Source organism: Sphaerotilus sp. FB-3 (genome assembly GCF_023706025.1).
In the GTDB taxonomy this organism is placed as follows: Bacteria; Pseudomonadota; Gammaproteobacteria; order Burkholderiales; family Burkholderiaceae_C; genus Sphaerotilus; species Sphaerotilus sulfidivorans.
Window position 1 is genome coordinate 89,337 of sequence record NZ_BQWE01000006.1, and the last position, 13,725, is coordinate 103,061.

Here is a 13,725-nt window from a genome sequence, read left to right on the forward strand (position 1 = left end):
GAAACACATTGCCGGCGTGTCTCTCCCTTCGTGACACGCGGATGGAGGTTGGATTCCCGAGCGGAAATGTGAAAGCAACTCGCGAACAACCTTCAACGAGTATTCCACAGCGGGTCGGTCGACTCCAAGTGGCCTGAGCACAAAATCGCATTGTTCACTTCCGGGCGTGCGGTTTCGTGACCGATGCCTACGGTTCTGACAACTCCTTGCCGACAAGGCGGGCATGGATGTTGTCGTGTCCGGTTCACCTCCGCTTGGACTCAGTCGCTGGCGAGGCCGGTCCCTGCGGGGGCGGGCCTCGCCGGTGCTGCTGGCGCTGCTGCCGGTGGTGGCCGCGCTGGTCCTGGCGCTGGGCGGCGGACTGTGGTCGGCCGGCGCACGGGCCTGGGACACCCAGCAGATGCTGCGCCAGGCGCAGCGCCACGGCGCACGCAGCGTCGATCTGGCGCAGGCCCTGATCGAGACGGTGCAGATGGGCCAGCGCATGGACGACGAGCGTCGTCTGGAGCTGGTCAACCAGTTCTTCAACCGGCGCATCTATTTCCGTGACGACATCGAGGTCTGGGGGCAGGTCGACTACTGGGCCACGCCGCTGGAGATGTTCGCCCAGGGCCAGGGCGACTGCGAGGACTACGCGATCGGCAAGTATTTCGCGCTGATGGCCGCGGGCGTGCCGCAGGCGAAGCTGCGTCTGGTCTATGTGCGCGCGACGCTGGGCGGCGTCGGCGGGGTGCAGCAGGCGCACATGGTGCTGGCCTACTATCCGGCACCGACGGCCGAGCCGCTGATCCTCGACAACCTGATCGGCGACATCCGCCCGGCCTCGCGCCGGCCCGACCTGCAGCCGGTGTTCAGCTTCAATGCCGACGGACTGTGGCAGGGCACGCAGGGCCCCGGCGCCGGGGATCCCACGGCGCGGCTGTCCCGCTGGCGCGAGGTGCTGATCAAGGCCCGCGAGCAGGGTCTTTTCTGAGGCTTTGCATTGGTACCGGTTGGTGAAAAAACAACGATGATTTTTGCAATGACGACGACACGCACTTCGAAGGAGCCGCCATGTCCCTGATCCGGCAGGTGTGGATCCTCATCATGGGCACGATCGTGCTGGCCAGCGCCGGCAGCGTGCTGATGTCGGTCTGGACGGCGCGAGGCTCGCTCGAGACCCAGCTGTCGATGAAAAACAACGACAACGCGCAGACGCTGGCGCTGTCGCTGTCGCAGCAGCGCGGGGACGCGGCGCTGCTGGAGCTGGCGATCGCCTCGCAGTTCGACACCGGGCACTATCAGTCGATCCGGCTGGTCGGTGCCGACGGCCGTGTCCTGGTGGAGCGCACCGCGCAGGTGGTGGTGCGCGACGTGCCGGCCTGGTTCGTCGATCAGGTGCCGGTGCATCCGCGTGCCGGGGTGGCGCAGGTCTCGAACGGCTGGAACCAGATCGGCACGCTGGAGCTGCGCAGCCAGTCGGCCTTCGCGCATGCCGATCTGTGGTGGTCGAGCGTGCGCATGACGCTGTGGGCGCTGGGCGTGGGCGTGCTGGCCGCGCTGGTCGGCCATCTGGCGGTGCGGCGCCTGCGCGGACAGCTCGATGAGGTGGTGGAGCAGGCCGAGGCGCTGACGCAGCGCCGCTTCGTCAGCATGGCCGAGCCGGCCACGCCGGAGCTGCGCCGGGTGGCGCAGGCGATGAACATGATGGTCGGGCGGGTCAACCAGTTCTTCCAGGAGCAGTCGCGCCAGGTCGACCAGCTTCGGCGTCAGGCCAGCTGCGACGCGCTGACCGGGCTGGCGCACCGCGGGCATTTCATGGCGGTGCTGGAGTCGGAGCTGGGCCGCGAGGACGGCGCCGGCGAGACGCAGATCGTGCTGGTGCGGCTGCTGGCGCTGGCCGAGGTCAACCGCCGTCTCGGCCATCTGCGCACCGACGAGCTGCTGCGCTCGATCGCCGCGGTGCTGGCCGAGGCGGCGCCCGGACAGCCGGCACCGCTGGTGGCTGGCCGGCTCAACGGCAGCGACTTCGCGGTGATCCACTCGCGCGAGCGCCCCGTGCGCGAGCTGACCGAGGCGCTGATGCGGCGCCTGCGCACGGTGATCGAGGGGCTGGACGATGTCGCGGTGGTGATGTCGGCCACCGGCTGCCACCGCGATCGCCCGGTGGCCGAGCTGCTGGCCACTGCCGACCGGGCGCTGGCGGTGGCCGAGGCGGCCGGGCCGTTCCGCTGCCACCTCGATGGCATCGACGAGGCGCCGGTGCAGGGCGGCGAGGATGCCTGGCGCCGGGCGCTGCTCGACACGCTGATGGCCGCGCGCATCCAGCTGCAGCCCTATCCGGTGCGCGATGCGCGCGGGGTGCTGCTGCATCAGGAATGTCCGATGCGGCTGCAGCTGGTTGAGGGCGGACCGCTGGAGCCGGCCAGCCGCTGGCTGCCGATGGCCCTGCGCACCGGGCTGGGCAGCGATGTCGACATGGCCGCGGTCGCGCTGGTGCTGACCGCGATCGGCGCCGACCACCAGCCGCGTGGCGTCAACCTGTCGCCGCAGTCGCTGGCCGATCCGCATTTCCTGCCGAGGCTGCGTGCGCGGGTGGCTGCGGCCGGCGAAGCCGCACAGTGGCTGTGGATCGAGGTGGACGAGATGGCGCTGCAGCGCCATCCGGAGTCGCTCGACGAACTGTGCCGGCTGCTGCGGCCGCTGGGCGTGCGGGTCGGGCTGGAGCATGCCGGCGACCGGCTGGCCTCGATCGGCCGGCTGCTCGAGGCGGGTCTGGACTATGTGAAGCTGGCCTCGACCTGGACCGCCGGTCTGGCTGGCGACGAGACGCGCCGGCTCTGGCTGCGCAGCTCGGTCGGCATGCTGCACGGGGTGGGGCTGCAGGTCTTCGTCGAGGGCGTGCGCGATCCGGCCGATCTGCCTGCGCTGTGGGCGGCCGGGGTCGATGGCGTGACCGGGCCGGCGATCCGCTGATCCGACCGCTGAGCCGACTGTTGATGCGAGCGCGGATCCGCCGCGCGATGCAATGAAAAAGGGGCTGCGACTGCAGCCCCTTCGTTCTTGTCGGTCTGATCCGATCAGGTGCCCGAGGCCGGGTCCACCACCAGCTTGCCCTGGGTCAGCATCGCGCTGATGATCTGCGCGTCGGTCGCGCCGCTGGTCAGGCCCAGCGCCGAGGGCAGGTCGACGTTCTGCAGCACGATGGTCTGGTCCTCGGCGGCGGCGCTGTAGGTGCCGCCGGTGAAGGCGCCGGTGGTGCTGACATGGATCGTGGTCGTGGTGCCGCTGACCTCGAAGTCCAGATAGTTCGCCAGGTTGCCGGCGGTGTTGCCGGCACCGAAGCCCTCGCCGACCAGCAGGTCGCGCAGGTCCAGGATGTCGGCGCGGAACTCGAAGTCGGTGATGGTGTCGACCGCCGGTGCACCCTTGCTGCCCTGGTCATTGAGCGACCAGGCGAACACGTCATTGCCCGCGCCGCCGGTCAGCCAGTCGCTGCCGGTGCCGCCCACCAGGGTGTCACTGCCGCCCAGGCCGCTGAGGGTGTCGTTGCCGCCCAGACCCAGGATGTAGTCGGGCGTCGTGGCGTCACCGGTACCGTTGAGCGAGTCGTTCCCGATCGTGCCGACGATGGACGGATCGTTGACCCGCACCGTCACGGTGGCCGAGGCGGTGTCGCCGTCCTTGTCCGACACCACGTAGCGCATCTCCTCGGTGGCGACCTTGGCCGCAACGCTGGCCGGCACCCGGTATTCGTAGGTGCCGTCGTCCATGTCGATGATGAAGCGCCCGCCCTGCGCGGTGGTGACCGTCAGCAGCTTGCTGGAGGGGTCGAAGGACTGCATCGTGCTGGTGCCGCCGCTGACGACGATGGTGCGGGCGCTGGCGCTGGCCAGCGTGTAGCTGATCCCGTCGATGGTCACCGACTGCACGAAGCCGCCGTCGGCGCCGATCTGGCCGCCGCTGCGGATCTCGCCGCCGGTCACCAGATCGCCGGTCGGGATCGGCACGGTGCTCTGCAGCACGCCGCTGAGCTGGTTCAGATCGGTCACGATGATCGAGCTGGCCGCGGTGCCGCCGGTGGTGGTCCAGGCGATCGGGTCGAGCCGCGAGGCGCTGACGTCGGAGGTCATGCCGATCGCGTAGGCGTTCATCTGCTGCGAGGCCAGGAAGCTGGCCCAGGCGGCTTCCTCGGTGGCGTTTACGCCGATGGAGTTTTCCGGTGCGGTCGGGTTGCCGTCGGAGAAGAAGTAGGCGACGTTCTGGCCGGTCGTCAGCCGGCCGGAGGTCGAGAAGGCGGCCTGCGCCGCTGCCAGCGCGGCGTCATAGTTGGTATTACCGCCGGTCGTCAGGTTCTCCAGCAGCAGCTTGGCCGCGCTGACGCTCATCCAGGTGCTGCTGGGTGTGGTGGCGGAGTCGGAGAAGGTGACCAGCTGCACCGCGACATTGCCGAACTCGGCATAGCTGTCGAGCAGCTTCTTGATCGCCGCGATCGCGGCATCCAGCCGGGTCGTGCCTGTGAGGGCGCCGGTGGTCAGCGTCGACAGCATCGAGCCGGAGGTGTCGAGCGTGATCAGCAGGTTGGTGTCCTGCAGCGTGACGCTGGTGGACTGGTCGGCGATCGTGGCCGGCGCATCGTCCTCGACGGTGATGGTGGCCACGCCGCTGGCGCTGTAGCTGCCCTGGGTGGCGGTGAAGCCGAGGTTGAAGGACAGCGTGTCCTCGCCGCTGCCGGCATGGCGCACCGGGCCCGACAGCGTGACGCTGTAGGCCCCGGTGTCGTTGAGCACCGCGGTCAGGATGGTGCTGCCGTCGGCTGCTCCGGTCAGGGTCCGGCCGTCGGCACTGACGGTCCAGGTCAGCGCGGTGCCGGTGGCGGAGGACTGCAGCGAGGCGGCCTGGGTGGCGCTCCAGGCCAGCACCAGGCCGGCGCTGGTCAGCGCGCTCGACAGCGCCAGGGTGCCGGTGAAGGTGGTGGCATTGGTGGTGTCGGCACCGGTCGTCGCGCCGGTGGTGTCGGCCAGACCGCCGCTCAGGCCTTCCTCGGACAGCGCGCCGCTGAAGACCAGATCGTTGACGCTCTTGTTCGTGCCGTCGTCGTAGAGGGTGCCGGTGCCGATGACCGGCAGCGTGCCCGCGCCGGTGTCGGTCGGGGTGGCCGCCCGCAGCGTCAGCGTTTCCGGACCTTCGAAGACGGTGTCGTCGGTGGTGGGCACGCGCACCAGGAAGCTGGTCACGCCGGCCGGCACCGAGATGCTCACGGCCGTGCCGCTGGTGATGCCGCTCAGCGTGGTGAAGGTCGTTCCACCGTCGAAGGACACCAGCATCTGCTGCGGGGTGTCGGTGGCGATGCTGCCGCTGCCGTCGCTGAGCGTCAGCGTGATGCTGGTGGCGGTGGTCGAGGCGTTGCTGAGCGTGACGGTGAAGTCGAGCGGCGAGCCTTCGGCCGCGACGGCATTGCTGATGGCCAGCACGCGCGGCCGGTCGTCATCGGGCGCCGGCGGCGGATCGGTCGGCGTGGGATCGACGATGGTGCCGGTACCGTCGTCCTTGATGGTGGCGATGCCGGAGCCGTCGAGGATGACGGCGTTGGTCGGGCTGGAGAGTTCGACGGAGAAGGACTCGGGGCCTTCGTAGACCGCGTCGTCCAGAATCGTGACGGTGATGGTCGCGGTGGTCTGGCCGGGCGCGAAGGTCAGGGTGCCGTTCTGGGCGACATAGTCGGAGCCGGCCAGCGCGGTGCCGTTGGCGGTGGCGTAGGCGACGGTGACCGGCAGATTGCTGGCATTGCTGAGGGTGACGGTGAAGGTGACGGTGTTGGTGCCATCGCCCTCGTTGACCTCGGCTGGATCGTTGATGGAGATGCGCGGCCGGTCGTCGTCCGGGGTCGGGGTGCTGCCGTCCGGATTGGGGTTCACCGTGCCGGTGCCATCGTCCTTGATGGTGGTGGAGCCGGAGCCGTCGAGGATGACGGCGTTGGTCGGGCTGGAGAGCTCGACGGAGAAGGACTCGGGGCCCTCGTAGACCGCGTCGTCCAGGATCGTGACGGTAATGGTCGCGGTGGTCTGGCCGGGCGCGAAGGTCAGGGTGCCGTTCTGGGCGACATAGTCGGAGCCGGCCAGCGCGGTGCCGTTGGCGGTGGCGTAGGCGACGGTGACCGGCAGATTGCTGGCATTGCTGAGGGTGACGGTGAAGGTGACGGTGTTGGTTCCGTCGCCCTCGTTGACCTCGGCCGGATCGTTGATGGAGATCCGCGGGCGGTCGTCGTCCGGGGTCGGGGTGCTGCCGTCCGGGCTGGGGTTCACCGTGCCGGTGCCGTCATCGACGATGGTGCCGGTGCCGCTGGGATCGGTGATGCGGGCGTTGAGCGGCTGGCTGGCGTCGGCCGAGGCGGAGAGCTCGACGGTGAAGGCCTCGGCGCCCTCGTAGACGGCGGGGCTGTCGTTGACGATCGGGACGCGGATGGTCTTGGTGGTCTCGCCGGGCAGGAAGGTGAGCAGGCCGGAGGTGGCGGTGTAGTCGGTGCCGGCCAGCGCGGTGCCGTCCTTGGTGGCGAAGGCGACATGGACCGGCAGCAGGGTCGCGCCGGTCAGGGTGACGGTGAACTCGGCGTAGTTGCCGGCCTCGTTGACGACCACGTCGTTGATGGCGATCGTCGGCCGGTCGTCATCGGTGCCACCCGGGCCAGTACCGTCGTCCTTGATGGTGCCTTCGCCAATCGGGTCGGTGATGACGGCATTGAGCGGCTTGCTGGTGTCTACCGGTGCCGAGAGCTCGACAGTGAAAGTCTCCGGGCCCTCGTAGATCGGCGGGGTGTCGTTGCTGATGGCAACAGTGATGGTCTTGGTGGTCTCGCCTGGGGCGAAGGTCAGTACGCCGGACTGAGCGGTGTAGTCGCTGCCAGCCTTTGCAGTGCCGTCCTTGGTGGTGTAGGCGAAGTTGACGGGCACCTCGGTGCTGCCGGTCAGCGTGACGGTGAAGGTGGCAGTGCCCGCTCCTTCGTTGACCACGACATCGTTGATGGAGAGGCGGGGGCGGTCGTCATCGCCGCCTTGGGACCCGTCGTCATGGATGGTGCCGGTGCCGGTGACGGGGACGGCGCCCGTGGTGCTGGTCAGACGCTCGATGTCTGCCGTGGTGGAGGCCTGGAGAGTGAGGGTTTCCGGGCCTTCGAAGACCGGTGCGGCGGCGTCGTCGGAGGTCGGGACGCGCACCAGGAAACTGGTCACGTAGGCCGGCACCGAGATGTTCACGGCTGTGCCGCTGGTGATGGCGCTCAGCGTGGTGAAGGTCGTGCCGCCGTCGAAGGACACCAGCAGCAACTGCGGGGTGTCGGTGGCGATGTTGGCGGAGCCGTCGGTCAGGGTCAGGGTGACGGTGGTGGCTGCCTTGGCGGCGTTGCTGAGCGTGACGGTGAAGTCGAGCGGCGAGCCTTCGGCCGCGACGGCATTGCTGATGGCCAGCACGTGGGGCCGGTCGTCGTCCGGCGTCGGCGGCGGATCGGTCGGGGTGGGGTCGACGATGGTGCCGGTGCCGTCGTCCTTGATGGTGGTGGAGCCGGAGCCGTCGAGGATGACGGCGTTGGTCGGGCTGGAGAGCACGACGGAGAAGGACTCGGGGCCCTCGTAGACCTCGTCGTCCAGGATGACGACGGTGATGGTCGCGGTGGTCTGGCCGGGCGCGAAGGTCAGGGTGCCGTTCTGGGCGACATAGTCGGAGCCGGCCAGCGCGGTGCCGTTGGCGGTGGCGTAGGCGACGGTGACCGGCAGGTTGCTGGCATTGCTGAGGGTGACGGTGAAGGTGACGGTGTTGGTGCCGTCGCCCTCGTTGACCTCGGCCGGATCGTTGATGGAGATCCTCGGGCGGTCGTCGTCCGGGGTCGGGGTGCTGCCGTCCGGATTGGGGTTCACCGTGCCGGTGCCGTCATCGACGATGGTGCCGGTGCCGCTGGGGTCGGTGATGCGGGCGTTGAGCGGCTGGCTGGCGTCGGCCGAGGCGGAGAGCTCGACGGTGAAGGCCTCGGCGCCCTCGTAGACGGCGGGGCTGTCGTTGACGATCGGGACGCGGATGGTCTTGGTGGTCTCGCCGGGCGCGAAGGTGAGCAGGCCGGAGGTGGCGGTGTAGTCGGTGCCGGCCAGCGCGGTGCCGTCCCGGGTGGTGAAGGCGACGTTGACGGGCAGCGCGGTCGCGCCTGTCAGGGTGACGGTGAACTCGGCGTAGTTGCCGGCCTCGTTGACGACCACATCGTTGATGGCGATCGTCGGCCGGTCGTCGGTCTCGCCCTGGGTGCCGTCGTCGCTGATGGTGGTGGTGACGCGGGCGGTGCCCAGCGCGGCCTGGCTCGGGCTGTCGAGCACCACCGAGAAGGTCTCCTTGCCCTCGAAGACGGCGTCGTCGATGACCGTGAGGGTCACGGTCCGGGTGGTCTCGCCGGGCGCGAAGCTCACGAGCTGCTGGTCGACCGGAATCTGCGTGTAGTCGCTGCCGACGGTGGCGGTGCCGTCCTGGGCGGCGACCCGCACGGTGACCGTCTGGCTGCTCGGATTCGACAGCGTGATGGTGTAGGTGACGGTGCCGGCGTTCTCGCCGACCTCGGCCGGGCCGCTGATCGAGACGGTGGGCGTGCCGTCGTTGTCGGTGATGGTGCCGATGCCGGTGGTCGGCGCGGTGTCGCCCGGTGCGCGCACGTCCAGCCGCACCGTCTCGGTCAGCTCGCTGATGCTGTCGTCGACCGTCGGAATCCGGACGATGAAGCTTGTGCTGCCGGCCGGCACGGTCACGGTGGTGCCGGTGATCGGGGTGAACGTGACGCCGCCGTCGAAGGAGACCCGCGGCGCGCTGGTGTCGGTGCCCAGCGTGGCGGTGCCGGAGCCGGGCACCACCGAGATCACCTGCGGCGTGGTCGAGACGTTGCTCAGCACCACCTGGAAGTCGAGATTGCCGCCTTCGACCGTGCTGGGGCTGGAGACGCTGCTGACGCGTGGCGTGTCGTCGGTCGGGATCACTTCCGGCGGCACGCTGCCGCTGCCGTCATCGACGATGGTCACTGTGGTGACCGGCTTGCTCACGCTGGTGTTGACCGGGTTGCTCAGCTCGAGCGTGAAGGTCTCCGCGCCCTCGAAGACGGTATCGTCGATGACCGGAACAGTCAGGGTCTTGGTGGTCTCGCCGGGCGCGAAGGTCAGCGTGCCGGTGATGGCGCTGTAGTCCTGGCCGGCCAGCGCGGTGCCGGGCACGGTGCGGTAGTCGACGCTGATCGTCTGATCGGACGGGCGCGACAGTGTGATGGTGAAGGTGACGGTGCCGGCGCCCTCATTGACCGTCTGGTCGGGCAGGGGCTGGATGACCGGCAGCCCGATCGTGATGTCGCCGACCGCGCCGAAGGGCACATAGGGATCGCTGCCGTCGAAGCCGTATTCATATTCGGCCGGCGAGACCACCTCGGCGATGCGCGCGATGCGCAGGCTGTCGCTGAGCGAGCCGTCCTCGCCGCCGCTGACACCGGCGGCGGGTGCGTCCAGCATCTCGCGCGCGGGCAGTCGCGCGTAGCGGCTGCCGTCGACCTCGAGCTGCACGATGCCGTTCTGCGAGGTCAGGATCACATGGCCCTTGCGCACCATGTCGCCGATCTTGAGCTCGCGCACCTCGCCGTCGGGCATGCGCACGATCGCCTCGCCCCAGATGCCGACCACCTTGCCTTCGGGCAGACGCGCCGGCACATAGTTCTGCTGCAGCGTCAGCTTCTGCAGGCTCTGCAGCAGACTGGCCTGGGCGCTGAGCAGCGCGGACTTCGGGGACGCGGCGGGGACGGGGCTCGTTGCCATGAGGGGCCTCTCTGTTCGTCTTGGCGATCTCGCCAGAATAATTCATTTCCGGTAGGCGCTAATGCGTGAAAAGCGCCTTCATCCGTGATCGGCTTCACCGGAACAGGGTTCGTGAACAGGATAACGATTTGCGCGATCGCCGGGCAGGGGGTGCAGTGGTCTGCAGGGGAATCTTGTGTTGCAGGTAGAAAAAAGCCCCTCGATCGAGGGGCTTCGGGCGGTGGCGCCGACCTTCAGCGCTCGCGCAGCGCGTAGGCCTTGGCCTTGAGCACCGGCTTGAGCAGATAGGACAGCACCGTCTTCTTGCCGGTCAGGATGTCGACCTCGGCGGTCATGCCGGGAATGATCGGCTTGTCGTCGCCGAAGCTGGGCTGGCCGGTGCGCACCCGCACCACGTAGAAGGCGTTGCCCTTCTCGTCGACCTGGGTGTCGGGGCTGATGTTCTCGACCTTGGCGTCCAGGCCGCCGTAGATCGAGAAGTCGTAGGCGGTGAACTTGACGGTGGCGGGCTGGTTCGGGGTGATGAAGGCGATGTCCTTGGGCAGCACCTTGGCCTCGAGCACCAGCGCGTCGTCCAGCGGCACGATCTCGACGATGTCCTTGCCCGGCTGCACCACGCCGCCGATGGTGTTGGCCAGCAGACGCTGCACCCGCCCGCGCACCGGCGACTTGACCTGCGCCTTGTCGACCTTGTCGGCCAGTGCGACCGCGCCCTGGTTGAGCGCGTTGAGCTTGCCCAGCACCTCGGAGAGCTCGCGCCGGGCCTCGTTGCGGAAGGTCAGCTCGGTCTCGCGGGCCTTGCGCTGGGCCTCGCCGATGGCGGCCTGGGCCCGGCCGATCTGCGCCGCGGCCTGCTCGGCATCGCCCCGGAAGCGGCTGATGTCGCGCTCCAGCCGCAGCACCTCGACCTCGGAGACCGCGCCGGAGGCCAGCAGCGGCCGGGTGCGCTTGAGCTCCTGGGTGGAGATGTCGATCGAGCGCTGGGCCGAGGCGCGCCGCGCCTGCGCCTCCGAGACTTCCTGCTGACGCTGCGCCGCCTGCTGCTGCACCACCGAGATCATCGACTCCAGCTCGTAGACCTTGGACTGGTAGAGGTTGCGCTCCTCGTCGACGATGCGGTTCTCGTCGGGCGAGCCGCTGCCGGCGGGCGGGCGGAAGGCGACGCCCTCGGCCAGCGCCTTCAGCCGCGCCTGCTTGACCTGCAGCGCGAAGGCCTGCGCGGCGCTCTCGTTGACGCCCGAGGTCGCGCGGGTCTCGTCGATCTTCAGCAGCAGCTGGCCGGCCTCGACCTGCTGGCCCTCCCGGACCAGGATCTCGGAGACCACGCCGCCGTCAAGCGACTGCACCACCTGCAGCTGGCGCGACGGAATGACCCGGCCGTCGCCCTTGGTGACCTCGTCGATCTCGGCGAAGGCGGCCCAGACGATCAGGCCGCAGACCACCACCACCGCCGAGCGCACGATGCGCTGGGCCCGTGCGGTGCGCTGGCGCGACATCAGCTCCTCGGCCTCGCGCTCGAAGTCGGCCAGGCCGGCGGGCTGGCTGCCTTCGTCGGCCACCGTGCGGCCGAGCAGGCGACGGCTCAGCGGGTCCAGGGCCACGCGGGTCTTCTCCAGCACGCCGATCAGGCCGCTGCCGCTCTTCATGAGTTTCTCGTTCATCTGCTGTGTCCGCCCGCGCTCAGGCGGCCCTCGCGATGCGGCCCGACTGCAGGGCCTCCAGGATGCGGTCGCGCGGACCGTCGGCGACGATGCGGCCCTGGTCGACGACGACGACCCGGTCGACCAGCGCCAGCATCGAGGTGCGGTGGGTCACCAGGACCACGGTGCGCCCTTGCGCGAACTCGGTCACCCGCTTCGTCACCTGCGCCTCGGTCGAGAAGTCCATCGCGCTGGTGGGCTCGTCGAGCAGCAGCAGCGGCGCGTTGTGCAGCACCGCGCGCGCCAGGCCGACGCTCTGGCGCTGGCCGCCCGAGAGCAGCTCGCCGCGCTCGCCCACCGGCATGTCGAAGCCCTTGGGATGGCGGTTGACGAAGTCGAGCAGGCAGGCGGTCTCGGCGGCGGCCAGCACCGCGTTCTCGTCGGCGTAGGGCAGGCCCATCGTGATGTTCTCGCGCAGCGAGCCGTAGAACAGCGTCACGTCCTGCGAGACATAGCCCAGGTTGCGACGCACGTCGGCCGGGTCGAGCTGGCGCAGGTCGATGCCGTCGAGCAGCACCGCGCCGCTGGTGGGCTGGTACAGGCCCAGCATCAGCTTCTGGATCGTGGTCTTGCCCGAGCCGACCCGGCCGATCAGCGCCACCTTTTCGCCGCGCGCGATCTTCAGGCTGATGCCGTCGAGCACCGGATCGTCGCGGCCGGGATAGGCGAAGCGTACGTCGCGCAGCTCGATGTCGCCGCGGATCTCGCGCCGGTGCAGGAAGGCCGCACCCGGCTCTCGCTCGACCGGCTGGGCCATGATGCGGTCGAGCGACTCCAGCGCGGTGCGCGCACCCTGGTACTGCATCAGCAGGCCGACGATCTGGCCGGCCGGCGCCAGCGCGCGGCTGGCCAGCGTGGTGCAGGCGATCAGCGCGCCCATCGTCAGCTCGCGCTGCGAGATCAGGTGCACGCCGATCAGGATCACGCTGAGCGAGACGATCTGGCTCAGCCACTGCGTGCCGTAGCTGGCGTGGCTGGAGAGCGCGCGCATGCGCACGTTGGTGCGGGCCAGAAAGAGGTTGACCCGCTCCCAGCGGGCCTGGATCACGCCCTCGGCGGCCTGGGTCTTGATCGTCTCGATGCCGGTCAGTGCCTCCACCAGCGTGGCGTTGCGCTGCGCGCTGGCCTGGTAGGTCGACTCCGACAGCTCGTGCAGCCGGTGCTGCAGGATGAAGCCGATCACCAGGATCAGCACGAAGGCCGCCACCACCGGCAGCACCATCCACGGCGAGATCCAGGCCATGACCGCGATGAAGATCAGCGCGAAGGGCAGGTCGATCATCGCGGTGACGGTCGATGAGGCGATGAAGTCGCGCACCGTCTCGAAGCCGCGCAGGTTGGCCGCGAAGGAGCCCACCGACTGCGGCCGGTGCTCCAGGCGCATGCCCAGCACCCGCTCCATCAGCGAGGAGGAGAGCTGCACGTCGATGCGCGCGCTGGCCTCGTCGACGAAGTGGCTGCGCAGCGAGCGCATGTAGAGATCGGCCAGCAGCACCAGCAGCAGGCCCAGCGCCAGCACCCACAGCGTCTCGACCGCATGGTTGGGCACCACCCGGTCGTAGACGTTCATCGTGAAGATGGGGAAGGCCAGCGCGAACAGGTTGATCAGCAGCGCCGCCCACAGCACGTCGCGGTAGACGCCGCGCTGGCTGGCGATCGCGCTCCAGAACCAGTGGCCGGAGCGGGTGCGGCGCACCTCGGGCGTGCGCTCGTCGAAGCGGAAGTGCGGGCGCACGAACAGCACCACGCCGCCGTGGCGCCGCGCCAGATCCTTGCGCGGCATCACCACTGCGCCCTGGCCGGTCTCGGGCAGCAGCACGCGGGCGTCGCCGTCCTCGGTCCAGCCCAGCAGCACGCAGGCGCCGCTGCTGCGCAGGACCAGGATCGCCGGCAGCGTGGCGGTGTCGATGCGGTCGGCGCGCAGGCGCTGCAGCTTGGTCGACAGGCCGGCGCGCTGCGCGGCACGCTCGGCCAGGGCCAGCGTCAGCCGGCCGTTCTCCAGCGGCAGCCCGGCCGACAGCGCCGCGCGCGAGCTGGCCACGCCGTGCAGCCGGCAGACCTCGAGCAGGCAGTCGAGCAGCGGGTCGGGGTGGATCAGGTCCTCGCGCAGACGCTCGGTGGCGGGATCGCGGGGCGCGGACGGCGGCGCGGGGGGCGTCGCCGCCGCAGGCGCGCCAGGCGCGCCGGGTCGGTTCGGGTTCATGGGCAGGAGTCAGTCCGGG

At 69.6% G+C, this 13,725-nt stretch carries 5 protein-coding genes; 2 read left to right on the plus strand and 3 right to left on the minus strand.

The features are described 5' to 3' along the window. Positions 1 to 304 precede the first annotated feature (304 nt). On the plus strand, positions 305 to 973 hold the full coding sequence (locus NFT33_RS01965) for a transglutaminase-like cysteine peptidase (protein WP_251672758.1): 669 nt from the start codon (positions 305 to 307) through the stop codon (positions 971 to 973). Positions 974 to 1,053: 80 nt separating this feature from the next. Continuing rightward, a complete protein-coding gene (locus NFT33_RS01970; RefSeq protein ID WP_251672760.1) occupies positions 1,054 to 2,955 on the plus strand; it encodes a bifunctional diguanylate cyclase/phosphodiesterase in 1,902 nt (633 codons plus the stop codon). A 104-nt stretch (positions 2,956 to 3,059) separates the two neighbouring features. Here NFT33_RS01970 and NFT33_RS19200 read toward each other — a convergent pair whose 3' ends face one another. From NFT33_RS19200 to NFT33_RS01995, 3 genes are all read right to left on the minus strand, one after another. Beyond that, positions 3,060 to 9,803, minus strand: a complete 6,744-nt coding sequence (locus NFT33_RS19200) for a Calx-beta domain-containing protein (protein WP_309296097.1) — start codon at positions 9,801 to 9,803, stop codon at positions 3,060 to 3,062. Positions 9,804 to 10,036: 233 nt separating this feature from the next. After that, complete coding sequence (locus NFT33_RS01990) at positions 10,037 to 11,464, minus strand: HlyD family type I secretion periplasmic adaptor subunit (RefSeq protein WP_251672762.1); 1,428 nt, start codon at positions 11,462 to 11,464, stop codon at positions 10,037 to 10,039. Positions 11,465 to 11,483: 19 nt separating this feature from the next. Next, entirely contained in the window at positions 11,484 to 13,706 is a 2,223-nt protein-coding gene (locus tag NFT33_RS01995) for a type I secretion system permease/ATPase (protein ID WP_251672764.1), read from the minus strand. Positions 13,707 to 13,725 lie beyond the last annotated feature (19 nt).